The organism is Micromonospora pallida (genome assembly GCF_900090325.1).
GTDB lineage: Bacteria > Actinomycetota > Actinomycetes > Mycobacteriales > Micromonosporaceae > Micromonospora > Micromonospora pallida.
The window spans coordinates 6,472,012-6,495,922 of the sequence record NZ_FMHW01000002.1; the positions used below are offsets into that span (position 1 = coordinate 6,472,012).

Annotated in this window: 21 protein-coding genes and 2 pseudogenes; 16 read left to right on the top strand and 7 right to left on the bottom strand. The window is 72.5% G+C overall.

What is annotated here, in order from left to right:
* The first annotated feature begins 29 nt into the window (after nt 1-29).
* From lysS to GA0074692_RS27385, 3 genes are all read left to right on the top strand, one after another.
* On the top strand, nt 30-1,538 hold the full coding sequence (lysS, locus tag GA0074692_RS27370) for a lysine--tRNA ligase (RefSeq protein ID WP_091649280.1): 1,509 nt from the start codon (nt 30-32) through the stop codon (nt 1,536-1,538).
* A gap of 105 nt (nt 1,539-1,643) precedes the next feature.
* Complete coding sequence (locus GA0074692_RS27375; protein WP_091649284.1) at nt 1,644-1,994, top strand: histone-like nucleoid-structuring protein Lsr2; 351 nt, start codon at nt 1,644-1,646, stop codon at nt 1,992-1,994.
* Between the two features lie 694 nt (nt 1,995-2,688).
* Nucleotides 2,689-5,226 (top strand): ATP-dependent Clp protease ATP-binding subunit, encoded by a 2,538-nt coding sequence (locus tag GA0074692_RS27385; RefSeq protein WP_091649290.1) that lies wholly within the window; start codon nt 2,689-2,691, stop codon nt 5,224-5,226.
* A gap of 327 nt (nt 5,227-5,553) precedes the next feature.
* Here the strand turns inward: GA0074692_RS27385 and GA0074692_RS27390 are convergent, their stop codons facing one another.
* Entirely contained in the window at nt 5,554-6,462 is a 909-nt protein-coding gene (locus GA0074692_RS27390) for an HhH-GPD family protein (RefSeq protein ID WP_091649293.1), read from the bottom strand.
* Nucleotides 6,463-6,557: 95 nt separating this feature from the next.
* Here GA0074692_RS27390 and GA0074692_RS27395 point away from each other — a divergent pair, with 95 nt between their 5' ends.
* From GA0074692_RS27395 to GA0074692_RS27405, 3 genes and pseudogenes are all read left to right on the top strand, one after another.
* Nucleotides 6,558-7,070 (top strand): glycine cleavage system transcriptional repressor, encoded by a 513-nt coding sequence (locus GA0074692_RS27395; protein WP_091649294.1) that lies wholly within the window; start codon nt 6,558-6,560, stop codon nt 7,068-7,070.
* On the top strand, nt 7,067-7,627 hold the full coding sequence (locus GA0074692_RS27400; RefSeq protein WP_091649297.1) for a peptide deformylase: 561 nt from the start codon (nt 7,067-7,069) through the stop codon (nt 7,625-7,627). Before GA0074692_RS27395 ends, GA0074692_RS27400 begins: the two co-directional genes overlap by 4 nt.
* 88 nt (nt 7,628-7,715) lie before the next feature.
* A pseudogene (locus tag GA0074692_RS27405) lies at nt 7,716-8,450 on the top strand (hypothetical protein).
* 121 nt (nt 8,451-8,571) lie between these two features.
* Here the strand turns inward: GA0074692_RS27405 and disA are convergent.
* The 4 genes from disA to GA0074692_RS27425 all read right to left on the bottom strand — a co-directional run bounded on the left by disA (nt 8,572) and on the right by GA0074692_RS27425 (nt 13,114).
* On the bottom strand, nt 8,572-9,762 hold the full coding sequence (gene disA, locus GA0074692_RS27410) for a DNA integrity scanning diadenylate cyclase DisA (protein ID WP_091649300.1): 1,191 nt from the start codon (nt 9,760-9,762) through the stop codon (nt 8,572-8,574).
* 113 nt (nt 9,763-9,875) lie between these two features.
* Complete coding sequence (gene radA / locus GA0074692_RS27415; RefSeq protein ID WP_091649303.1) at nt 9,876-11,327, bottom strand: DNA repair protein RadA; 1,452 nt, start codon at nt 11,325-11,327, stop codon at nt 9,876-9,878.
* A gap of 89 nt (nt 11,328-11,416) precedes the next feature.
* Complete coding sequence (locus GA0074692_RS27420; protein WP_091649306.1) at nt 11,417-12,136, bottom strand: hypothetical protein; 720 nt, start codon at nt 12,134-12,136, stop codon at nt 11,417-11,419.
* Nucleotides 12,137-12,274: 138 nt separating this feature from the next.
* Nucleotides 12,275-13,114, bottom strand: coding sequence for a UbiA family prenyltransferase (locus GA0074692_RS27425; RefSeq protein WP_091649309.1), 840 nt, complete (start codon nt 13,112-13,114; stop codon nt 12,275-12,277).
* A gap of 45 nt (nt 13,115-13,159) precedes the next feature.
* Between GA0074692_RS27425 and GA0074692_RS27430 the strand changes: the two genes are divergently transcribed.
* The 3 genes from GA0074692_RS27430 (at nt 13,160) to GA0074692_RS27440 (ending at nt 15,750) form a co-directional block, all read left to right on the top strand.
* Nucleotides 13,160-13,951 (top strand): methyltransferase domain-containing protein, encoded by a 792-nt coding sequence (locus GA0074692_RS27430; RefSeq protein ID WP_091649311.1) that lies wholly within the window; start codon nt 13,160-13,162, stop codon nt 13,949-13,951.
* 83 nt (nt 13,952-14,034) lie between these two features.
* Nucleotides 14,035-15,084, top strand: a complete 1,050-nt coding sequence (locus GA0074692_RS27435; protein ID WP_091649314.1) for a type III polyketide synthase — start codon at nt 14,035-14,037, stop codon at nt 15,082-15,084.
* Nucleotides 15,085-15,108: 24 nt separating this feature from the next.
* Nucleotides 15,109-15,750, top strand: a complete 642-nt coding sequence (locus GA0074692_RS27440; RefSeq protein WP_091649320.1) for a hypothetical protein — start codon at nt 15,109-15,111, stop codon at nt 15,748-15,750.
* A 64-nt stretch (nt 15,751-15,814) separates the two neighbouring features.
* On the opposite strand, the gene GA0074692_RS27445 is transcribed toward GA0074692_RS27440, so the two are convergent.
* On the bottom strand, nt 15,815-16,519 hold the full coding sequence (locus GA0074692_RS27445) for a hypothetical protein (RefSeq protein ID WP_091649323.1): 705 nt from the start codon (nt 16,517-16,519) through the stop codon (nt 15,815-15,817).
* Nucleotides 16,520-16,874: 355 nt separating this feature from the next.
* Between GA0074692_RS27445 and GA0074692_RS27450 the strand changes: the two genes are divergently transcribed.
* The 4 genes and pseudogenes from GA0074692_RS27450 (at nt 16,875) to GA0074692_RS27465 (ending at nt 19,724) form a co-directional block, all read left to right on the top strand.
* Nucleotides 16,875-17,360, top strand: coding sequence for a CarD family transcriptional regulator (locus tag GA0074692_RS27450; RefSeq protein ID WP_007073334.1), 486 nt, complete (start codon nt 16,875-16,877; stop codon nt 17,358-17,360).
* Between the two features lie 54 nt (nt 17,361-17,414).
* Complete coding sequence (gene ispD / locus GA0074692_RS27455) at nt 17,415-18,110, top strand: 2-C-methyl-D-erythritol 4-phosphate cytidylyltransferase (RefSeq protein WP_091649328.1); 696 nt, start codon at nt 17,415-17,417, stop codon at nt 18,108-18,110.
* Nucleotides 18,111-18,126: 16 nt separating this feature from the next.
* A pseudogene (ispF, locus tag GA0074692_RS27460) lies at nt 18,127-18,588 on the top strand (2-C-methyl-D-erythritol 2,4-cyclodiphosphate synthase); the annotation flags it as partial.
* A gap of 122 nt (nt 18,589-18,710) precedes the next feature.
* A complete protein-coding gene (locus tag GA0074692_RS27465; protein ID WP_091649338.1) occupies nt 18,711-19,724 on the top strand; it encodes a tetratricopeptide repeat protein in 1,014 nt (337 codons plus the stop codon).
* 64 nt (nt 19,725-19,788) lie between these two features.
* Here GA0074692_RS27465 and GA0074692_RS27470 read toward each other — a convergent pair whose 3' ends face one another.
* The gene (locus GA0074692_RS27470; protein WP_091649343.1) at nt 19,789-20,985 is read right to left on the bottom strand and encodes a homogentisate 1,2-dioxygenase; all 1,197 of its coding nucleotides are present in this window, start codon (nt 20,983-20,985) and stop codon (nt 19,789-19,791) included.
* A gap of 94 nt (nt 20,986-21,079) precedes the next feature.
* Here GA0074692_RS27470 and GA0074692_RS27475 point away from each other — a divergent pair, with 94 nt between their 5' ends.
* From GA0074692_RS27475 to GA0074692_RS27485, 3 genes are all read left to right on the top strand, one after another.
* Nucleotides 21,080-22,054 (top strand): hypothetical protein, encoded by a 975-nt coding sequence (locus GA0074692_RS27475; protein WP_245730483.1) that lies wholly within the window; start codon nt 21,080-21,082, stop codon nt 22,052-22,054.
* The gene (gene fahA / locus GA0074692_RS27480) at nt 22,051-23,247 is read left to right on the top strand and encodes a fumarylacetoacetase (protein ID WP_091649349.1); all 1,197 of its coding nucleotides are present in this window, start codon (nt 22,051-22,053) and stop codon (nt 23,245-23,247) included. The genes GA0074692_RS27475 and fahA overlap by 4 nt, the downstream gene beginning before the upstream one ends.
* 278 nt (nt 23,248-23,525) lie before the next feature.
* Nucleotides 23,526-23,735 carry a DUF397 domain-containing protein gene (locus GA0074692_RS27485; protein ID WP_091649352.1) on the top strand — a complete coding sequence of 70 codons (210 nt, stop codon included), beginning with the start codon at nt 23,526-23,528 and terminating at the stop codon, nt 23,733-23,735.
* The last annotated feature ends 176 nt before the right edge of the window (nt 23,736-23,911 follow it).

The window sequence follows — 23,911 nt, forward strand, 5'->3', positions numbered from 1 at the left end:
CCCGATTTCTCCCGCTGAGGAAGCATGCCGTGACCGAGCAGAACGCCGTTCCGATCGACCCCGCCGACGACCTTCCGGAGCAGATGAAGGTCCGCCGGGAGAAGCGTGACCGGATGCTCGCCGACGGCGTCGAGCCGTACCCGGTCGGCTACCCCCGGACCAGCACCCTGGCCGCGGTTCGGGAGAAGTACGCCGACCTGCCCACCGATACCGCGACCGGGGACACCGTCTCGCTCACCGGCCGGGTGATCTTCGTACGGAACACCGGCAAGCTCTGCTTCGCCACCCTCCGGGACGGCGACGGCACCGAGTTGCAGGCGATGTTCTCCCTGGACCGGGTCGGCCCCGAACGGCTGGAGGACTGGAAGCGTCAGGTCGACCTGGGCGACCACGTGGGGGTCACCGGTGAGGTGATCACCAGCCGGCGGGGCGAGCTGTCGGTGCTCGTCTCCACCTGGGCGGTGACCGCCAAGGCGCTGCGTCCGCTGCCGGTGGCGCACAAGCCGCTCAGCGAGGAGGCCCGGGTCCGGCAGCGCTACGTCGACCTGGTCGTCCGTCCGCAGGCCCGGCAGATGGTGCGGACCCGGGCGTCGGCGGTCCGCAGCCTGCGCGACTCGTTGCACGGACAGGGATTCATCGAGGTCGAGACCCCGATGCTCCAGCTACTGCACGGTGGGGCCGCCGCCCGCCCATTCGTGACGCACAGCAATGCGTTGGGTACGGATCTCTATCTGCGAATCGCCCCGGAACTGTTTCTCAAGCGGGCCGTGGTCGGCGGCGTCGACCGGGTCTTCGAGATCAACCGCAACTTCCGTAATGAGGGCATCGACTCTTCGCACTCGCCGGAGTTCGCGATGCTCGAGACCTACGAGGCGTACGGCGACTACGACACGATGGCCGCGCTCACCCGGAATCTGGTGCAGCAGGCGGCGGTGGCGGTCGCCGGCTCGACCACGGTGACCCACGCCGACGGCCGGGAGTTCGACCTCGGCGGCGAGTGGCGCTCGGTGTCCCTCTTCGGTGTGCTTTCCGAGGCGCTCGGCGAAGAGGTGACCGTCCGCACCGACCGGGCCCAGCTGGTGCAGTACGCGGAGAAGGTCGGCCTGTCGGTCGACCCGAAGTGGGGTCCGGGCAAGCTGGCCGAGGAACTCTTCGAGGAACTGGTGGTGCCCGGTCTCCAGGAACCCACCTTCGTGCGGGACTACCCGGAGGAGACCAGCCCGCTCACCCGGGCGCACCGCACCGAGCCGGGCCTGGCCGAGAAGTGGGACCTGTACGTGCTCGGCTTCGAGCTGGCCACGGCGTACTCCGAGCTGGTCGACCCGGTTGTCCAGCGGGAACGGTTGGTGGCGCAGGCGTCGTTGGCGGCCCGGGGCGACGACGAGGCCATGCGGCTCGACGAGGACTTCCTGCGGGCCATGGAGTACGGAATGCCGCCGGCCGGGGGTATGGGAATGGGAATCGACCGGCTGTTGATGGCCCTGACCGGCCTGGGAATTCGGGAGACTATCCTCTTCCCCTTGGTGCGCCCCGAGTAGCGAGCCTACTCATCGGGTGGAATCGGCCGTCCTATTGACGGGGTCAGCATCGTGCCCGCTATTGTGCTCTTGTTAGCAGGAGAACCTGCTCGAAAGGAATGGCACGTGGCCAAGCAGATCATTCACAAGCTGGTCGATGACCTGGACGGCGGAGACGCCGACGAGACCGTCAAGTTCGCGCTCGACGGCGTTCAGTACGAGATCGACCTCTCCAACAAGAACGCCGACAAATTGCGGGAGCTATTCAGCCCGTACGTCGCGGCCGGCTCGAAGGTCGGTCGAGGCGGCGTGGTGGTCGGCGGTCGGGCCGCGCGCGGCCGGGGTGGCGCGACCGCGGACCGGGCGCAGAACAAGGCGATCCGGGACTGGGCGAAGCGGGAAGGGCGGGAGATCTCCGACCGGGGGCGGATCCCGCAGGAGATCGTCGACGAGTTCCACGCGAAGGCCGGCCACTGACGCCGACCCTCGACCGAGCAACACCGACGCCGGCCCGGAGCAGATGCTCCGGGCCGGCGTCGTTCCGCTGGTGTCCCCGGGTGCGGGCGCGTGGAAGGGGTCATTCGCGAAATTCGTCCCACCTAGCCCTCAACTGGGGTGATTGACGGTGCCGGCGCCCGCCCGTGCCGCCGATCGTGCCGTCGTCCGTGCCGCCGCCGGTCGTGCCGTCGTCCGTGCCGTCGTCCGTGCCGCCGTCCGTGCCGCCGTCCGTGCCGCCGTCCGTGCCGCCGTCCGTGCCGCCGTCCGTGCCGTCGCCGGTCGTCTGCCGCCCGGCCTCCGGTGTCCGTTGCCCTGCTCGGCGCCCGGGAGCGTCTCCGCCGGCGGGAAGGAATCCGGCGGGGCGGGCGTTGTCCACAACCGGTGGAGGCGTTGTCCACAGGCTGTGGAGAGCCGTTCGGGGCCGCAGAGGCCCGCCCACCGGCCCATCGAATTTCGCTCTGCGCGTACAGGACGGGTGCCCGGAACACCTCCTGAGCGCGGACGGTTGGGTAAAACGACGCGTACCGGGCTCCGACCGGAGACACACGACCTCAGCGGAGTCGGCTCGCGGCGATAGAGTAATGAGGCACGGGCGTCCACCCCGGTCGTCCGCGCACCGGCCCCGCCAAGATCTTGGCTATCAAGGCGCACGGCACGTGAGGAGCACGAGGGCATGTTCGAGCGGTTCACCGACCGAGCGCGACGGGTTGTCGTCCTGGCCCAGGAAGAGGCCCGGATGCTCAACCACAACTACATCGGTACGGAACACATCCTGCTGGGCCTGATCCACGAGGGTGAGGGCGTCGCGGCAAAGGCCCTGGAGAGCCTCGGCATCTCCCTCGAGGGCGTCCGCCAGCAGGTCGAGGAGATCATCGGCCAAGGCCAGCAGGCGCCGAGCGGGCACATCCCGTTCACGCCCCGGGCCAAGAAGGTGCTGGAGCTGTCGCTGCGCGAAGCGCTCCAGCTCGGCCACAACTACATCGGCACCGAGCACATCCTGCTCGGCCTGATCCGTGAGGGCGAGGGCGTCGCCGCCCAGGTGCTGGTCAAGCTCGGCGCCGACCTCAACCGGGTCCGCCAGCAGGTGATCCAGCTCCTCTCCGGCTACCAGGGCAAGGAGCCCGCCGCCGCCGGCACCGCGACCGGTGAGGCCGCGCCGTCGACCAGCCTGGTGCTGGACCAGTTCGGCCGCAACCTGACCCAGGCCGCCCGTGAGGGCAAGCTCGACCCGGTGATCGGGCGCGAGAAGGAGATCGAGCGGGTCATGCAGGTGCTGTCCCGCCGTACCAAGAACAACCCGGTCCTGATCGGTGAGCCCGGCGTCGGCAAGACCGCCGTGGTGGAGGGGCTGTCCCAGAAGATCATCAAGGGCGAGGTGCCCGAGACGCTGAAGGACAAGCAGCTCTACACCCTCGACCTCGGTGCCCTGGTGGCCGGTTCCCGCTACCGCGGTGACTTCGAGGAGCGCCTCAAGAAGGTGCTCAAGGAGATCCGCACCCGCGGCGACATCATCCTCTTCATCGACGAGATCCACACCCTGGTGGGTGCGGGTGCCGCCGAGGGGGCGATCGACGCCGCCAGCATCCTCAAGCCGATGCTGGCCCGGGGTGAGCTCCAGACCATCGGTGCCACCACCCTCGACGAGTACCGCAAGCACCTGGAGAAGGACGCCGCCCTCGAGCGGCGGTTCCAGCCGATCCAGGTGGGTGAGCCCTCGCTGGCCCACACCATCGAGATCCTCAAGGGCCTGCGCGACCGGTACGAGGCACACCACCGGGTGAGCATCACCGACGCCGCGCTGGTCGCCGCCGCCACCCTGGCCGACCGGTACATCTCCGACCGCTTCCTGCCGGACAAGGCGATCGACCTGATCGACGAGGCCGGCGCCCGGATGCGGATCCGTCGGATGACCGCGCCGCCAGACCTGCGCGACTTCGACGAGCGGATCGCCCAGGTCCGTCGGGACAAGGAGTCCGCGATCGACGCGCAGGACTTCGAGCGCGCCGCCCAGCTCCGCGACAAGGAGAAGCAGCTCCTCGGCCAGAAGGCCCAGCGGGAGAAGGAGTGGAAGGCGGGCGACCTGGACGTCGTCAGCGAGGTCGACGACGAGCAGATCGCCGAGGTTCTCGGCAACTGGACCGGCATCCCGGTCTACAAGCTGACCGAGGAGGAGACCTCCCGCCTGCTGCGCATGGAGGACGAGCTGCACAAGCGCGTCATCGGCCAGGAGGACGCGGTCAAGGCGGTCTCGAAGGCGATCCGGCGTACCCGGGCCGGCCTGAAGGACCCGAAGCGGCCGTCCGGCTCGTTCATCTTCGCCGGCCCGTCCGGTGTGGGTAAGACCGAGCTGTCCAAGGCGCTCGCCGAGTTCCTCTTCGGCAGCGAGGACGCGCTGATCCAGCTCGACATGTCCGAGTTCCACGACCGGTACACCGTGTCGCGGCTGGTCGGTGCCCCTCCCGGCTACGTCGGCTACGACGAGGGCGGGCAGCTCACCGAGAAGGTGCGGCGTCGGCCGTTCTCGGTGGTCCTCTTCGACGAGATCGAGAAGGCCCACCCGGACGTGTTCAACACGCTGCTCCAGATCCTGGAGGACGGTCGGCTCACCGACGGTCAGGGTCGGATCGTGGACTTCAAGAACACGGTCATCATCCTGACCACCAACCTCGGTACCCGGGACGTGGCCAAGGCGGTGTCGCTCGGCTTCCAGGCGTCGGAGGACTCCGAGTCCAACTACGACCGGATGAAGCAGAAGGTCAACGACGAGCTGAAGCAGCACTTCCGGCCCGAGTTCCTCAACCGGATCGACGACACCATCGTCTTCCACCAGCTGCGTCAGCAGGAGATCCTCTCGATCGTGGACATCATGATCGCCCGGATCGAGACCCAGCTGCGGAACAAGGACATGGGTCTGGAGCTGACCGACAACGCCAAGAAGTACCTGGCCGTCAAGGGCTTCGACCCGGTGCTCGGGGCGCGTCCGCTGCGTCGCACGATCCAGCGCGACATCGAGGACAACCTCTCCGAGCGGATCCTCTTCAACGAGCTGACCCCCGGTCAGATCGTGGTGGTGGACTGCGAGGGCGACCCGGAGAACATCGACAAGTCCAAGCTCGTCTTCCGGGGCGCGGACCGGCCGGCCACCGTGCCGGACGCCGTTCCCGCCGACCTCGGCGGCACCGCCGCCACGGGCGCGGACGAGGCGGCGTAACGGTCGGACCCCGACAGGTCTCACCACCTGCGGAACGACGATCAACCGGAGCGAGGGCCCGGCGGCGCAAGCCGCCGGGCCCTCGCTCTTTTCGCATCCGCCGGAGGCTGCTCGCATCCGCCGGAGGCTGCTCGCATCCGCCGGAGGCTGCTCGCATCCGCCGGAGGCTGCTCGCATCCGCCGGAGGCTGCTCGCATCCGCCCGAGGCTGCGCCACGTGGTAGCAGGGGTCCCCTGTTACCGCTTTTTGAGTAGCAGGGGACCCCTGCAACCACCCAGCGGCAGCGTAACCACGCTTCTGGTAGTGGTTACGCCCCCGGCAACCGCCTCAGGCGAGGTTCTGGCCGACCGGTGCGGGGGTATCGCCGGCCAGGCGGTAGGTGGCTTCGCCGGCCGGTTCGACCAGACCGTCGGTGACCAGGGCGGCCAGGGCGCGGGAGCGCTGCACGTCGTCGGACCAGACCTGGTCCAGCCGGACGCGGGGCACCGGGCCGATGGCCTCCCGCAACACCGCGAGCAGCAGTCCGCGTACCTGCCGGTCGGTGCCGGCGTACCGCTGGGGACGACGGGTCGGTCCGGTCGGCGCCTCCTGTCCGGAGGCCCGCCAGGCGCAGACCGACGCCACCGGGCAGACCGCGCAGCGTGGCGACCGGGCGGTGCAGACCACCGCGCCCAACTCCATGAAGGCCGCGCTCGCCAACGCGGCGGCGGCCGGCTCGACCGGTAGCAGTTCCTCGGTCGCCACCAGGTCGGCCGGGCGGGTGGTCGGGCCGGCGTCCGGCTCCCCGGCCACCGCCCGCGCCACCACCCGCCGGACGTTGGTGTCCACCACCGGGTGCCGCTGCCCGAACGCGAAGGCCGCCACGGCCCGCCCGGTGTACGTCCCGACGCCGGGCAGGGCGAGCAACTGGTCCAGCCGGTCCGGCACCGCGCCGCCGTGCCGTTCCACCAGGGCCACCGCGCACTCGTGCAGGCGTACCGCCCGACGGGGATAGCCGAGCCGTCCCCACATCCGGATCGCGTCGGCGGGGCTCTCGGCGGCCAGGGCGGCCGGCACCGGCCACCGGGCCAGCCACGCCTCCCAGGCCGGCAGCACCCGCACCACCGGGGTCTGCTGCAACATGACCTCGCTGACCAGGATCGCCCAGGGGCTCACGTCGGGGCCGCGCCACGGCAGGTCGCGGGCGTTCTGCTCGTACCACCGGCTGACCCGGTCGGCGAAACTCTGTTCTGTCATCGCGCCGCCGATGATGTCACGTCCGGTGCGTCCCGCAGCGTGGGCGGTCCGGGGCGGTCTCCGCCGTACCCGCCCCGATCAGGGAGAATGCCGGAATGAACGAGCTCGCGATCACCGTCATCGGCCGGGACCGGCCGGGCATCGTGGCCGACGTCGCGGAGGTGCTCTCCGGGCTCGGCGCGAACCTGACCGACTCGACGATGACCCGGCTGCGCGGCCACTTCGCGATGACCCTGGTCTGCGTCGGCCCGACCGCCGCCGAGGTCGAGGCCGCGCTCACCCCGCTCGTCGCCGGTGGGCAGCTCCTGGCGAGCGTACGGGCGGTCACCCCGGACGGCACCACGGCCCAGCCCGGCGAGCCGTACGTGATGGCGGTGCACGGCGCGGACCGGCTCGGCATCGTGGCGGCGACGACCCGGGCGCTGGCCGACGTCGGCGGCAACGTCACCGACCTGACCACCCGGCTGACCGGGGACCTCTACGTGGTGGTCGCCGAGGTAGACCTGCCGCCCGGCGCGGCCGACCGGCTGCGGGAGCGGCTCGCCCGGACGGCCGCCGACCTTGGCGTCGAAGTGACACTCCGCCCGGCCGACCCGGATCTGCTGTGACCACGCAGGTCACCGGCCTGGACGGCTGGACACCGGAGGAATTGGCCGTACCGGGTGCGGAGCGGCCGGTGGTGACCGCGCCGCACGCGGTGCTCAGCCGGGCCGGTGCCGAGGTCGACCCGACCTCCGACGAGGTGGTACGCCTCGCCGCCGACCTGATCGCCACGATGCGGGTCTCCCCGGGCTGTGTCGGGCTGGCCGCGCCACAGATCGGGGTGAATGCCCAGGTCTTCGCGGTCGACGTGACCGGTCATCCGAAGTCGGTGACCGTGCACGGCACGTTCGTGCTCTGCAACGCCCGGGTGGTCGAGGCCAGCCGGTGGAAGGCCGGCCGGGAGGGGTGCATGTCGGTGCCCGACCTCACCGGTGACGTCAAGCGGGCCGGCCGGCTGGTGGTGGAGGGGACGCTCCCCGGCACCGACCGTACGGTGCGGCTCGCCACCGACGGCTTCGAGGCCCGCGCCCTGCAACACGAGATTGACCACTGTGCCGGTCTGCTCTTCCTCGACCGGGTGGCCGGCGCGCACGCGATCTACCAACGCAAGGTCTACCTCTGAACGCCGGAGAGGTTGGCGCGGTGAGCCGTTCCCGCTCCGGCGCGTCGTGCCCGGTCGGTGACCGCTGCGCCGCTACCGTGGGGGCATCATGCGTCTGACGGTTGGCCCCCTGCCGCCCGCCGTGTACTGGCGGCGTCGTGCCGTCGTACTCGGAGCGGGATTTCTGTTCCTGGTTGTCGTGCTCTACTCGTGCACCGTGTCGAGCGACAAGACCGCGAGCCCGGAGCGGTAACCCTCACCGACAGCGCCGGCGGGTGAGCCGGCCCCGAGCGGTTCGGTGCTGACCCCCCAGTCAGGCGAGCCGCCGGCGTCCGCCGAACCCGACCCTGGCGATGGTCCGGCCGGGGGCGGTCCGGGGGGCGGCGGCGACCCGACGCCCAGTGACGCGCCGGACTCCGATGCACCCGTCGTGCCGGCCGGCGACGGTGCCGGTTGCACCGACGCCGAGATCTCGGTGACCCCGGTGGTGGCGCCGAGCTCGGTCCGCTCCGGCGGCTCGGTAGACCTGCAACTCAGGATCAAGAACATCTCGGACCGGACGTGCCGCCGGGACGTCGGCGCGGACCTCCAGGAACTCTTCGTCAAGTCCGGTGCGGAGAAGGTGTGGTCCTCCGACACCTGCGGCACCGCGAAGGGCTCGGACGTGCAGTCCTTCACCCCCAACTTCGAACGGTCGTACCAGGTGACCTGGAACGGGCAGGACGTCAGCCAGTGCGCCAACGGGGTGGCTAACGGAAAGCCGGCACCGGCCGGGACGTACCAGGTCTTCGGTCGGCTCGACACCAAGCTCAGCAGCCCGGTGAAGCTCACCATCACCAACTGATCCCCCGGGACGACCCCTCCCTGCTGGGGAGGAACGTGCCCTCGGGTGGTAGCAGGGGACCCCTGCACGCCAGAAATGAGTAACAGGGGTCCCCTGCTACCACCTGACGGGGTGGAGCGGGTCAGACGTAGCGTTCCAGGATCGAGGCCTCGGCCAGTCGGGAGAGTCCTTCCCGTACGCCCCGGGCCCGGGCGTCGCCGACCCCCTCGACGGCCTGGAGGTCCTCCACGGTCGCCCCGAGTAGCCGCTGGAGGCTGCCGAAGTGCAGCACCAGCCGGTCGACGATGGACACCGGCAGGCGGGGCACCTTGGCCAGCAGCCGGAAGCCGCGCGGGCTGACCGCCGCTTCCAGCGCGTCGGAGGCGCCCGGGTAGCCGATCGCCTTGGCGACCGCGACCAGGTCGATGAGTTCGGTCGCCCCGAGCAGGTCCAGCTCGACCAGGGCCTCGTCCAGGGTGCGGGACTTGCGCCCGCTGGGGAGGTAGTCCCGGATGACCAGGGTGCGGTCGGCGTCCACCCCGGCCATCAGCTCGTCGAGCTGGAGCGCGAGCAGTCGGCCGTCGGTGCCCAGTTCGACCACGTAACCGGCGATCTCGTCGGCGATCCGGCGGACCATCTCCAGCCGCTGCACCACCGCCACCGCGTCCCGGACGGTGACCAGGTCCTCGATCTCCAGCGCGGAGAGGGTGCCGGAGACCTCGTCCAGCCGCAGCTTGTAGCGCTCCAGCGTGGCCAGTGCCTGGTTGGCCCGGGACAGGATGGCCGCCGAGTCGTCCAGCACGTGCCGCTGGCCGTTGACGTAGAGGCTGATGATCCGCATCGACTGGCTGACCGAGATGACCGGGTACCCGGTCTGCCGGGCCACCCGCTCGGCGGTGCGGTGCCGGGTGCCCGACTCCTCGGTCGGGATGGACGGATCGGGCATCAGGTGCACGGCTGCCCGGACGATCCGGGTGCCGTCGCTGGAGAGCACCACCGCGCCGTCCATCTTGCAGAGTTCCCGGATGCGGGTGGCGGAGAACTCGACGTCCAGCGGGAAACCGCCGGTGCAGAGCGTCTCGACGGTCTTGTCGTACCCCAGGACGATCAGCGCGCCGGTACGGCCGCGCAGGATGCGCTCCAGACCGTCGCGGAGCGCGGTGCCGGGTGCCATCAGGGCGAGGTTCGCCCGGAGCGGATCACCCCCGGCGCCGACGGTGCTCGGGACGCCGGTCACGCTGACGCTGATCGGTCGTGCCGGCGAACCCACGGGGCCGCTGCGGACGTGGAGAGTCGCGCCGGCTGGCTTGCTGGCATCGCGGTCGATCGGCACGCGGACAGTCTACGGACTGCCGTGCGTTGGGTGCTGCGGCGGTTACTGTGATGTGCCACGTGCCCGACTCCCCTCACCTGCGACAGCGCGGTCGTACCCCGGGAGGCCGACCATCATTCCGCCGAGGCCCGGGCGGCGCACTGCAACGCCGACCGTACGTCGGCCACCTCGATTACCTGCATGTTCTCCGGTCCGCTGACGCCCGAGGCGCCCGGCCCACAGCCGGTGGGCACCAGGGCCAGCCGGAACCCGAGTCGGGCCGCCTCGGCCAGCCGGCGCGGGACCGCGCCGACCCGGCGTACCTCGCCGGTCAGGCCCACCTCGCCGATCGCCACCAGGTGCGGGGCGATGGCCAGGTTGAGCCCGCCCGAGGCGACCGCGAGCGCCACCGCCAGGTCGGCGGCCGGCTCGACCACCCGGATGCCGCCGACCGTCGCCGCGAAGACCTCCCGGTCGTGCAGGGTCAGCCGCTCGGTGCGCCGCTGGAGCACGGCGAGCACCATGGCCAGCCGGGCGCCGTCCAACCCGGAGACGGTACGCCGGGGCGAGCCGGCCACCGTGGCCCCGATCAGCGCCTGGACCTCGGTGACCAGCGCGCGCCGCCCTTCCATCGCCACCGTCACGCAGGTGCCTGGCACGGGTTCGGCGTAGCGGGTCAGGAACAGCCCGGACGGGTCGGCGAGGCTGCTGATGCCCCGCTCGTGCATCTCGAAGCAGCCGACCTCGTCGGCCGCGCCGAAGCGGTTCTTCACGCCCCGGACCAGTCGCAGCGAGGAGTGCTTGTCGCCCTCGAAGTGCAGCACCACGTCGACCAGGTGCTCCAGCACCCGGGGGCCGGCGACCTGGCCGTCCTTGGTGACGTGGCCGACCAGGACGGTGGCGATGCCGCGCTCCTTGGCCACCGCGACCAGCGCGGCGGTGACCGCGCGCACCTGGGTCACCCCACCGGGGACGCCGTCGGTACCCGGGGTGGAGATGGTCTGCACCGAGTCGAGCACCAGCAACCCGGGCTTGACCGCGTCCAGGTGCCCGAGCACCGCGCCGAGGTCGCTCTCGGCGGCAAGGTAGAGCTGGTCGTGCAGGGCGTCCATCCGTTCGGCCCGCAGCCGCACCTGGCTGACCGACTCCTCGCCGCTGACCACCAGCGAGGGGCTGCCGGCACCGGCGGCCCACTGCTGGGCCACGTCGAGCAGCAGGGTGGACTTGCCGACCCCGGGCTCGCCGGCGAGCAGCACCACCGCACCGGGCACCAGACCACCGCCGAGCACCCGGTCCAACTCGGCCACACCGGTCGGACGGGCCTTGGCGGGGGCGGCGCTGATGGTGGCGATCGGCCGGGCCGGCTCGGCGGGCATCCGGGAACTGACCACCCGACCGGAAACCGTCGGGCCGGTGAGCGTGCACTCGACCACCGAACCCCACTCGCCGCACTCCGGGCAGCGCCCGACCCACTTCGGCGGCTGGTGGCCGCAGGCGTCGCACTCGTACGCGGGGCGGGGCTCGCGGGCCGCCCGGGAGCGGGCGGAACCGGTCGCGCCGCGCGGGGTCGCTCGGGAGGTCGTCACACCAGGACGTTAGCCAACCCGTACGACGAGAACACCGCCGGCATGGGCCACGCCACGCCGACGGTGTTCGGTGATCAGGGGGGAGGGGCTCAGTGGCCGCCCTCCTCCTCGCCGCCGCCGTGCCGCTCGATGATCGGCGACGGCGGGGCCTGCGGCGACAGCGGTACGCCGACCGGCGCCAGCGTGCTGACCTGCTTGCCGTTGCCGAAGTCGAAGACCACGTTGACCTGCTGGCCCGGACGCAGCTCCTCGTTCAGGCCGATGAGCTGGAAGAACCGACCGCCCTGCTGGTTGAGCTGGGCGTACCCGTGCGGCGGGATGTCGACGGTGGCCGGCGCGCCGGCCGGGGCCGGCTCGGTCGGCGCGGGGCTGGCCTCGCTCGGCGACGGGCTCGCCTCACCCGTGGGGCTGGCCGAAACCGTGGGGCTGGCCGGGGCGGACGGGCTGGGCATGGCCGGCGCGCTCGGGCTCGCGGACGGGGATGCGCCGGCCCCGGCCAACACGATCTCCCGTGCGCTGTCGGTGCTGACGGTGACCGTCACCGGCTCCGCCGTGTCGTTGTAGAGCACCACGCTCAGCGGCGCGTTGCCGCCGGCCGGATAGCCCTCGCCGCCCGGGAAGTCGACCACCAGGCCGCGGACGAGGTACTTGCCGTCCGCAGTGCCGGTGTTGATGCCCTGGACCGACGGTTGCTTGACGGCGGTCTCGGCGATCTGCCCGGTACCACAGCCGGACACCAGCAGGCCCGTCGCCGCCGCACCGGCCAGCAGCACGGCCGCCCGTCGGGAGCCCCTGATCGAGCGCGTCACGTCGCGTCCTCCTCGTTGCGATCCCCACCCGGGGCGTACCGGGCGCGGTGGCCATACCCGCGCAGACCGCGCTCCAGCGTAGTTGGACCTGATCGAGCCGTGCACGCGACCCGGCAATGCCCGGTCCCCGACCACGGATCAGAGCACCCGGCCGCTCGCCACCAGCAGCGCCACGTCGATCAACGCGACCAGGATCACCGCCCGGAACGCGCCGACCGGCCGGGTCCCGGCCCGGGCCGCCCGACGTCCGCCGTACCAGCTGACCGGCGGGACCACGGCGGCGGTCGCGACCGCCGACAGGCCCGCCCAGGACGGCGGGCCGGCCGGCCCCAGGACCAGGGTGACGGTGGCGGCGAGCAGCAGCCCGGCGGCGGCCACCGCACTGCCGGTGGTCCCGAGCCGGTGCGGCAGGCCCCGCACCCCGGTGCGGGCGTCGTCGGCCAGGTCGGGCAGGACGTTGGCGAAGTGCGCGCCGGCCCCGAGCAGCGCCCCGGCGGCGACCAGCCAGGCCGGTGGGACCGGCGCCTCCGGCAGGGCCAGCACCACGAACGCCGGCAGCGCGCCGAAGGAGACCGCGTACGGCAGCACGGAGACCGGAGTGGACTTCAGCGGACGGTTGTAGAGCAGGGCGGAGATCAGGCCGACCGTCGCGCAGAGCGCCGCCGTCGGGTTGGTGGTCAGTGCCAGCAGCGGGGCGGCCAGCGCGGCCAGCACCGCGCCGGTGCCGAGCGTCCGGCGGCTGACCGTGCCGGTGACGATCGGCTTGTCGGCCCGGCCGACCTGCTCGTCCCGGTCGGCGTCGAACCGGTCGTTGGACCAGCCGACCGCGAGTTGGCTGGCGAGCACGGTGGCCACCACCGAGGCGATCCCGGCGGGGGTGTGCCCGACGCCCCAGGCGAGCAGTCCGGCCACTGCCGTCACTACCGCGGCCGGTTCCGGATGACACGCTCTGACCAGCCCTAACACCGTTCGCCACATAAGGGAAGTCTGGTCGTTACCGGCCGGTCGTGCCACGCTCGTTCCATGCGAGACGGTCCGGCACCGCTGTCCACCCGCCCGCGTACGCTGCCGCCGAACGACCCCCGGCAGTACGACGACCTGGCCGGCGAGTGGTGGCGGCCGGACGGGGTGTTCGCGATGCTGCACTGGCTCGCGGCGGCCCGGGCGGCGCTGGTGCCGCCGGCCCGGCGGCCCGGCGCCCTCCTGGTCGACCTGGGCTGCGGTGCCGGGCTGCTCGCGCCCCACCTGGCCGGCAAGGGCTACCGCCACGTGGGGGTGGACCTGACCCGCTCCGCGCTGGAGCAGGCCGCCGCCCACGGCGTCACGGTGGTCAACGCGGACGCCACGGCGGTACCGCTGGCGGACGGCTGCGCGGACGTGGTGGCCGCCGGTGAGGTGCTGGAACACGTGCCCGACTGGCGGCGGGCGGTGGCCGAGGCGTGCCGACTGCTCCGCCCCGGCGGGCTGCTCGTGCTGGACACCCTCAACGACACGGCACTCAGTCGCCTGGTCGCGGTCCGGATCGGCGAGCGGCTGCCGACGGTGCCGCGCGGCATCCACGATCCCCGGCTCTTCGTCGACGACCGGGAACTGGTGCGCGAGTGCGCCCGGCACGGGGTCGCGCTCCGGGTACGCGGGGTCCGTCCCGAGGTCGGCGGGCTGGTCGCCTGGCTGCTCCGCCGGGCCGTGCCGGGGCTGGCCGGGCGCATGTCCGACGCCGGCCGTCCGCCCCGGATCGTCCCCACCCGGTCCACCGCCGTGCTCTACCAGGGGCGCGGGGTCCGTAGCGGGGTGGCCGACGCGGGCCGGGAGTAGCGGGGACGCCGGGCAGGCGGACCGGGACGACCGGCTCCCTCGTTGGTCCTCCAGGCAGTTGGTGCGCGACGAGAGGTGGGAACATGGCCGTGCCGGTGATCGCGGGTCTCGGTACGGCGCAACCGTCGTCCGCCGCCCAGGACGAGCTCTGGACCGGCTTCTTCGCCGGCCACTACGCCGGCGCCACCCGGGCGCTGGCCCAGCGGATCTTCGCCAACTCCGGCGTCAGCCGCCGGCAGGCGGCGGTCAATCCGCTGCTGGAGGACGTCTCGGAGTGGCCGACCGAGCGACGGATGCGCCGGTACCAGATCGAGGCGCTACCGCTCGGCAAGGAGGCGGTCGAGCGGGCGCTCACCTCGGCCGGGCTCGCCGCCGGCGACATCGGACTCTTCGTCGTCTGCTCCTGCACCGGGTACGCGACCCCGGGGCTGGACATCATCCTCGCCCGGGACCTGGGCATGGCGCCGGACACCCAGCGCGTCTTCGTCGGGCACATGGGCTGCTACGCGGCGCTGCCCGGACTCGGCGCGGCGGGTGACTTCGTCGCCGCGCGAGGCCGACCGGCGCTGCTGCTCTGCGCGGAACTGACCAGCCTGCACATCCAGCCCGCCACGGCCCGGGTGGACACCCAGCAGATCGTCTCCCACGCGCTCTTCTCGGACGCCGCGGTCGCCGCCGTGCTCGTGCCCGGCGGCCCGGGGTACGCGCTGCGCGAGGTGACCGCCCTGACCGACAGCTCCACCGCCGACCACATGACCTGGGAGGTCACCGACACCGGCTTCCGGATGGGCCTCTCCCCGAAGGTCCCGCAGGTGCTCTCGACGCACGTCCGGGGGCTGGCGGACGGCCTGCTGGCCCGGCACGGCACGGACCGGTCCGGGGTGGACGGCTGGGCGGTGCACCCGGGCGGCCCACGCATCCTGAACGTGGTGGAGCGGGAACTGGCGCTGCCGGAGCGGGCCCTGGCCGCGTCCCGGGCGACCCTGGCCGAGCACGGAAACTGTTCCTCGCCGACGGTGCTGCTGATCCTCGACCGGCTGCTCCGGCAGCCCGTACCACCGGGGCGGGTGGTCATGCTCGCCTTCGGTCCCGGCCTGACGCTCTATGCCGCCCTGCTCGAGCGCCAGGACTGACCGGCCGGTGGTTAGGCTCGATTGGTGGACTCCCACGCGGAAGGACGGTCCGGCACCGGGTGGCTGGCCGGGCTGACCGTGCTCGTGCTGCTCGCCGGTGCCGGGTGGTGGACCACCGCCGAACCGGAAACCACGCCGGGCGCGGCGACGGCGCCCCGGGCCGACGCGGTCATGCGGGCCACCGCCGCCTCCCGCGCCGTCGTGGCCCAACCCGAGTCACCCCGGACCGACGACGGGATGCCGATGGTCGACCCCACGACCGGCCAGATCGTGCAGCCTTCGGGGAGCCGGGTCACCGTCGACCCCCTGTCGGGCCGGGTGCTCGGGGTGATCCCGGCCGGTCCCGCAGCCGGCGCGTCCCGGGTGGGCACCGTGGTGTGGCGGGAGACCCGGCTGCTGACCGACAACGTCCGGGAGTTGCGCCGGGAGTCCGCCGGTGAGCCGGGCACCCGGTACCAGCTCCTGATCAGCTGTGCCGGCGACGGCGGCCTGCTGGTCCGGGCGGGCAGTGGACGGCTCCGGAACAGCCGGCAGGTCAGCGTGTGTGACGGGACGCTGCACCTGATCGGGGTCACCGCGACCAGCGCAGGTCCGATCTCGGTGCGGATCACGCACCCGCAGGTGGGCGCGGTGGAACTCACCGCCATGCTGGTCGCCCTTGACTGATCCGCCCTTGACTGATCCGCCCTTGACTGATCCGCCCTCGACTGATCCGCGTCGGGCGGTGTGCTCAGCCCGTGAGGCCGACCAGTTCCCTCCGGTAGTCCTCGACCGAGTTGACCGCCGGGACGACCCGGACGACGGTGCCGGTGCGGTCCACCAGGAGGACGCCGACCGTACCGGGGGTGGGGGCGGCGTGCAGCAGGGCGCGTAGTCCGCCGGCCGGGTCGGCGAGGCGGCGTACGCCGGGCGGGGCGGCGGCCGTGGGGGAGGGGACGGTGCGTCCGCCGACCACGGCGACCACCTGTACCCCCGGCGGGGCGGCGCCCGCCGCCTCGGTCACCCGTTCGGGACAGGGGCAGGCGTCGACCAGCAGGATCACCGCTGGCAGGAGACTGCGCAGCGGGACCGGCGCCTGGGCCTCGTCGACCAGGTCGAGGGCGGGCAGTGGGCGTCCGACCGGATCGGCTGTCGAGGCTTGCGCCGGGGCGGACGACCGGGCCGTCGGGCGCTCGTCCCGGGGCCAGGTGACGGTGAGCAGCCCAGCGAGAGTGGTGAGGACCGCCACCACCAGGATCAGCAGCGGCCCGGTCAGCACGGACCGGAACGACCGCAGCCGGGCGGCCCGGTGGGCCTCGTGCAGCTCGCGGCGGACCTGCGCGGCCTCCTGGGCCAGCGCCGACGCGTCGTTCGGGACGACCACCCGGCCCCACTCGGGAGGTAGGTCGGGCAGGCCGTCGGTGGACCAGTGGCCATTGGGGTCAGGCATGCCCATGAGACCTCCGGGAGCCATGGTGGTGGTGGGGACGGAGTGGGTGTGTCCAATGTCCTCCACCCGGGCCGTCCAGCGCTACACCTGGGCGGGCCCTGGCGCCGGCCGGTACCATCGAACGAGTGCATTCCTTGGACCCCGCCCTCGGCGGGACACCGCTCCGGCGGACGGCCCGGACACCCGCACCGGGGCGTGTTCCAGTTGTCACGGAGCGTGTTCAAATCATCGATTTGACTGCGTGTCAAGCTGAAGAAATGCCTCTCACATGGCCCCTGAGCTGCGCTTACGGTCAGGACTGCGGTGAGACATCGGTGCCTGAGCGTGTTACCCTAGACACAGCGAAAGGGGTTTCGAACCTATGGTTTTCAGTGTCGGCGAGACCGTTGTTTACCCCCACCACGGGGCCGCACTCATCGAGGCAATCGAGACTCGGGTCATCAAGGGAGAGCCTAAGCAGTACCTCGTCCTGAGGGTTGCGCAGGGTGACCTCACGGTCCGGGTGCCCGCTGAGAACGCCGAGATCGTGGGTGTGCGCGAAGTGGTCGGCGAAGAGGGCCTGGGCAAGGTCTTCGATGTCCTCCGCGCTCCGCACACCGAGGAGCCGACCAACTGGTCGCGGCGTTACAAGGCGAATCTGGAGAAGCTGGCCTCCGGTAACCCGCTGAAGGTGGCCGAGGTCGTCCGTGACCTGTGGCGGCGGGAGCGGGAGCGGGGCCTCTCCGCTGGCGAGAAGCGGATGCTGGCCAAGGCCCGGGACATTCTCGTCGGCGAGGTCGCGCTGGCCGAGAAGAGCACCAAGGACGAGGCGGAGACGCTGCTCGACAAGGTCCTGACCGAGGCCTAGTTCCCACCGCATCGTCGTACCCACCCCGTAGCGAAGAAAAACGAGGACCGCGACGTGACCGCGCAGCTCAATCCGCGCGGTGACGTCGCGGTCCTCGTGCCTGCGGCCGGTGCCGGCATCCGGCTCGGCCCCGGCGCTCCGAAGGCGCTCCGGCCGCTGGCCGGAGAACCCCTGCTCGTGCATGCCGTACGCCGAATCGCCGGCGCCCGGTCGGTGCACACGATCGTGGTGGCCGCCCCGGTCGCCGACGTTCCCGCTGTCCAGGAGCTGCTCGCCCCGGTCGCCCCGGTCACCGTCGTGCCCGGTGGGGCGCACCGGCAGGACTCGGTGGCCGCCGCGCTGGCCGCCGTACCGGCCGGGCCCGAAATCGTCCTGGTGCACGACGCGGCCCGGGCCCTCGTCCCCGCCGAACTCGTCGAGTCGGTCGCCGCAGCGGTCCGCTCCGGGCACGACGCGGTCATCCCGGTCCTTCCAGTGGTGGACACCGTCAAGGAGGTCTGCGCCGACGAGGTGGTCCGGGGCACGGTCGACCGGTCCGTCCTGCGGGCCGTCCAGACGCCGCAGGGCTTCCGTCGGTCGGTGCTGGCCGCCGCGCACGCCGCCGCCGTCGACCCGCTGACCGACGACGCGGGGCTGGTCGAGAAGCAGGGCGTCCCGGTGGTCTGCGTGCCCGGCTCCGAGTACGCCCTGAAGATCACCCGACCGTTCGACCTGGCGCTGGCCGAGCACCTGCTGACCGTACGACCCTGACGCGTACCCTGGCTCCATGATCGTTCCCCGGGTGGCCGTCGGCACCGACATCCACGCCTTCGCGCCCGATCGCCCCTGCTGGCTGGCCGGACTGCACTGGCCCGGCGAGGTCGGGTTGGCCGGTCACTCCGACGCCGACGTGGTCGCGCACGCGGCCTGCAACGCGCTCCTCTCCGCCGCCGGCCTCGGTGACCTGGGATCCAACTACGGTGTCGCGGAACCGGAGTGGGCGGGTGCCGCCGGGATCGCGCTGCTCACCGAGACCGCCCGGCGGGTCCGCGCCGCCGGGTTCGAAATCGGCAACGTCTCGGTGCAGGTGATCGGCAACCGCCCGAAGATCGGCCCTCGGCGGGACGAGGCGCAGCAGGTGCTGACCACGGCGGTCGGCGCCCCGGTGTCGCTCTCCGCCGCGACCACCGACGGGCTCGGTTTCACCGGCCGGGGAGAGGGCCTGGCCGGCGTCGCGGTGGCCCTGGTGGTCCCGCTCGACCCGACCGCCGCCCCGGCGACCTCGGCCCGTGCGGCCGACCCGGGCTCCCCGGCCGACCCGGAACATGCGGCCGTGACGCCGCTGCCCGGCCACGACGGCGGTGGGCCGGCATGACCGAGGAACCGGAGTCCTCGGACAGCTACCTCCAGCGCGCCCAGCTCCTCGCCGAGCTGGGCCGCTACGACGAGGCGGCCGGTGAACTCGCCCACGTCCTCGGTCGGGATCCAGCGCACGCTCCGGCGCTGACCATGCTGGCCCGGGTACACCTGGCCGCCGACCGGGCCGCCGAGGCGCTCACCGCGGCCGAGTCGGCGGCCGCCATCGCCCCGGGCGAGGTCGAGCCCCTGGTCGCGCGGGGCCTCGCGCTGACCGACCTCCAGCGGTACGCCGAGGCCGCCCGTACCGCCGACGAGATCCTGGCGCTCGGCCCGGACGACGCGTACGCCCAGCGCAGCGCGGCGGCGATCCTGGCCGGCGCGCGCAACGGGCAGCCGGCGCTGAACGCGGCCTGGCGGGGGGTGGAGCTGGCCCCGGAGGAGCCGCAGGCGCACCTGGTGCTCGGCCTGGTCGCCGCCCGGATGGAACTGTTCGACCTGGCCGAGCGGGCCTACACCGAGGCGCTGCGGCTCGATCCGGAACTGGGCGAGGCCCAGCACGACATCGGCGTCATCCGGTTGGAGCAGCGGCGCTACGCCGAGGCGTTGGAGCACCTCGCCAGCGCCGCCGCGACCAGCCCCGGCCGGATCGACTCGGGGCACACCATCTCCGCCGGACTGCGTCAACTGGTGCTCTACGGCGCCGGCTGGTCCCTGGTGGCCACGGTGCTGGTCGCCTGCCTGGCGGCGGGCAGCGGCGGGTTGTCCCGGGCCTTCGCGGCCGTCGCCGCGCTCGGCGGGGCGCTGGTGGTCTGGCGGTACGCGGCGAAGGTGCCGAACCTGACCAGCAGCATCCTGCCCGGGCTGATGCGCACCGACCGGACACTGGCGCTGGCCGTCTACGCGGTGGCCGCCGCGCCCGCCCTGATCCTGCTCTACGCCCTGGTCGGCACCCCCTGGCCGCTGGTGCTCGCGATCGTCGCCACGGCGGTCGCCGAACTCGCGGCGTTCTCCCGCCCCGTGCGCTGAGGTGGTCGCAGGCCCGGAACCCGCGGGCGAGCTACCACCTCACCGGGTGAGCGGCGGTGCTGGTTCAGGGGCGGCGGGCCCAGGTCCAGGCGTACCCTGGGTCCTCGCACTCGACCGCCGCGTCGCAGAGGTCCAGCGGGCGGAAGGTGTCGACCATGACGGCGAGTTCGTCGAAGAAGTCGGCGCCGATCGAACGTTCCGCCGCGCCCGGCTGGGGGCCGTGCGTGAAGCCGGACGGGTGCAGTGAGATCGACCCCTGCTCGATGCCGGAGCCGCGCCGGGCCTCGTAGTTGCCGCCGGTGTAGAAGAGCATCTCGTCGGAGTCGACGTTGTGGTGGTTGTACGGCACCGGGATCGCGTCCGGGTGGTAGTCGACCTTGCGCGGCACGAACGAGCAGATCACGAAGTTCGGTCCCTGGAAGGTCTGGTGCACCGGCGGCGGCTGGTGGATCCGGCCGGTGATCGGCTCGAAGTCGTGGATGGAGAACGCCCACGGGTAGAGGTGCCCGTCCCAGCCGACCACGTCGAACGGGTGGTGGGCGTATACATGACGCGTCCAAGCCGTGCCGCTGCCGTTCGGGCCTGCGGCCCGGGAACGATGCCGGACCAGCACCTCCACGTCCTCGCCGTCGACCAGCAGCGGCGCGTCCGGTCCCCGGACGTCCCGCTCGCAGTACGGCGCGTGCTCCAGGAACTGGCCCCGGACCGAGAGGTAGCGCTTGGGCGGGCCGACGTGCCCGGCCGCCTCGATGGCCAGCAGCCGGACCGGCTCGTCGCCGGTGGGCACCAGGCGGTGGATGGTCGAGGTGGGGATGACCACGTAGTCCCCGGCGGTCACGTCGAGCACGCCGAACGTCGACTCCACCCGCAGCGTGCCGGACTCGACGTAGAGACAGTGGTCGCCGGTGGCGTCCCGGAACAGCGGGGACGGCCGGTCGGCGAGCACGTACGCGATCCGTACGTCGTCGTTGGCGAGCAGGTACCGCCGGCCCAGCACCGGGTCGGCGGGCCCGGCGTCGAGCTTGTGGGTGCGCAGGTGGCGGGGCTTGAGTGGCAGGTTCGGCACCCGGGTCATGGCCGGCGGGGTGAACTCCTCGGCGGCGACGATCGCGGTGGGCGGGTACCGGTGGTAGAGCAGGGAGGAGTCGGAGGAGAAGCCCTCCTGGCCCATGAGTTCTTCGGCGTACAGGCTGCCGTCGGGCTGGCGGAACTGGGTGTGGCGCTTACGGGGGATGTCTCCGACGCTGCGGTAGTACGGCATCTCGCCTCCTGATCAGTTCCAGGTACCGGCCGAGTGTGTCCGATAGTCGGACGCTGTTGTCCGTTACTCGTAGCGTCCCGTAGATTCTTCTCTCGTGTCAACGCAGGTGCCCCGGCTCCTCGCCGGACTCGTCGACGACGCCGCGGTCTTCCCGCCCGGCAGCGCGTCCCTGCCCGACGCCCTCGCCGCCCACCGCCGGCATCGCGCCTCCTGGTACGCCGACCTGGTCGGTCCGCTGCTCGTACCGGCCTCGGCCCTGCCCGAGCTGGCCCGGCTCCTCGACGCCCTGCCGGCCGCCGACAGCGGCGTCCTGCTGACCGCCGGCAACGACGCCCTGCCGGCCGCCGGCAACGACGCTCCGGCGACCTCCGACAACGGCGGCCGGGCGGCCGTCACGGCGACCGCCGGCCGGCTCGAGATCGGCGTGATCGGGGACGTCCCGCTCGACCAGCTCGGTGCGGCTTGCGCGGCGGCCGACCCCCGGCTGCGGGTCCGGCAGGTGGAGGCGGCGGTCGCCCGGCGCGGCGAGGACCCACTGCCCGGCCTCGCCGACCTGGTCACCCTCGCCGCCGGGCATCCCGACCTCGACGTGTACGCCGAGATTCCGCTGGCTTGGGGCCTGTCGAACGCCCTCGACGTGCTCGCCGAACAGCGGGCTGCCGGCACCCGGATCGCGGCCAAGTTCCGCACCGGTGGCCTGGCCGCCGAACTCTTCCCCACCCCCGGGGAACTGGCCACCGTGATCTGCGCCTGCCGCGACCGGGAACTGCCCTTCAAGCTCACCGCCGGGCTGCACCACGCGACCCGCAACCTCGACCCGGAGACCGGGTTCACCCACCACGGCTTCGTCAACGTGCTGGCCGCCGCTCGGGCGGCGGCCGACGGCGCCGAGGTGAAGGAGGTCGCGGAGGCGCTCGGCAGGACCGATCCGCGTCCGCTGCTCCAGCAGGTGGAGTGTGGACGGGACGAGCCACGCCCGCTCTGGGTGGGCTTCGGCTCGTGCAGCGTGCAGGAACCCCTGGCCGACCTGGTCCGGCTGGGGCTGGTGGATGGAGGCTGGACGGAATGAGCTGGGTGCCGGGTGCTGTGGGGTCGCCGTACGGGGTGACGAATCTGCCGTACGGGGTGTTCCGGCACGATGGGCGGGAGCCCCGGATCGGCGTACGCGTCGCCGACCTCGTGCTCGACCTGGCCGGCGCCGAGGCGGCTGGCCTGGTGCTGGCCGCCGGGGCGTTCGGTCGGCCCACGCTGAACGATTTCATGGCGCTCGGTCGTCCGCAGTGGACGGCCGTCCGGCAGCGCCTGGTCGAACTGCTCACCGATTCGGAACACCGGTTGGCGGTGGAACCCCTGCTGGTGCCGCTGGCCGAGGTGGAACTGGCGCTGCCGTTCGAGGTTGCCGACTACGTCGACTTCTACTCGTCCGAGCACCATGCGTCGAACGTCGGGCAGATCTTCCGGCCCGGCCAGCCACCGCTGCTGCCGAACTGGAAGCACCTGCCGGTCGGATACCACGGCCGGGCCGGCACGGTGGTGGTCTCCGGTACGCCGGTGGTCCGTCCGCAGGGGCAGCGAGCCAGCGGGGACGGTCCGGTCTTCGGCCCGTCGGTTCGCCTCGACATCGAGGCGGAGGTGGGCTTCGTGGTGGGTGTCGGGTCGCCGCTGGGCCACCGGGTCTCCGTCGCCGACTTCGCCGACCATGTCTTCGGCGTGGTGCTGGTCAACGACTGGTCGGCGCGGGACATCCAGGCGTGGGAGTACCAGCCCCTCGGTCCGTTCCTCGGCAAGTCCTTCGCCACCTCGATCTCGGCCTGGGTGACCCCGCTGGACGCGCTCGCCGACGCCTTCGTGCCGGCTCCCGAGCAGGACCCGGCCGTGCTCGATTACCTGCGGGACGTCCCGCACCAGGGGCTGGACCTGCGGCTGGCCGTGGAGTGGAACGGCGAGCGGGTCAGCGAGCCACCCTTCGCCGGCATGTACTGGACGCCGGCCCAGCAGCTCGCCCACCTGACCGTCAACGGAGCGTCGCTGCGTACCGGCGACCTCTACGCGTCGGGCACGGTCTCCGGGCCGGAACGCGGCCAGGCCGGCTCGTTCCTGGAGCTGACCTGGGGCGGTGCCGAACCGGTCCAGGTCGGCGGCGGCACCCGCACATTCCTGGCGGACGGGGACACCGTCACCCTCACCGCCACCGCCCCTGGCCCGGACGGCACCGTGGTCGCCCTCGGCGAGGTGACCGGCACCATCCTCCCCGCCCGCTGACCCGGTCGCCGGCCGCTGGAACCGGTTGCCTGCCCGCCCGCTGGCCCGCCGCCCGCCCGCTGGCCCGCCGCCCGCCCGCCGGCCGGTCGCCTGCCGTGGCCGTCCTGGCCGCTGCTCGGCGGTGGGACGCCGCGTCCCTCCTCCGGCCAGCCTGGTCGCACACCCGGTCCGACCAGGCTCTCCGCCTCCTCCGTTGATCGTCCCGGATCGCGCCGCCCGGTTGGGCGGCGCGTACGGCATTCGTGGGACGTCCCACCGGACACGGAGGTAAGCGAGAAATGAACGATTTCGTCGGCGCCGTCTGGCGCAAGAGTAGCCGCTCCAACGACCAGGGTCTGTGCGTGGAGGTGGCGGACAACCTCGTCGGTACGCGCGGCGTGGTCGGGGTCCGTGACTCCAAGGATCTGACCGGCCCCACCCTTGCCATCACCCCACCGGCCTGGACGGCGTTCCTGGCCGCCCTCCACCACGACCAGCTCCACCCCTGACACCGCCACTCACAGATCAAGAGGTTCGCGTCACCTTCCGTCCGGATCGTGACGTGAACCTCTTGATCGTCGCGGGGTGGGAGCGGGACCGGCGCGGGGATGGTGGCGGGACTGGGACTGGGGCGGGTGGAGCGGGACGGGGGTGGGGGTGGGTGGCGTGGCTGGGTAGGGTGCCG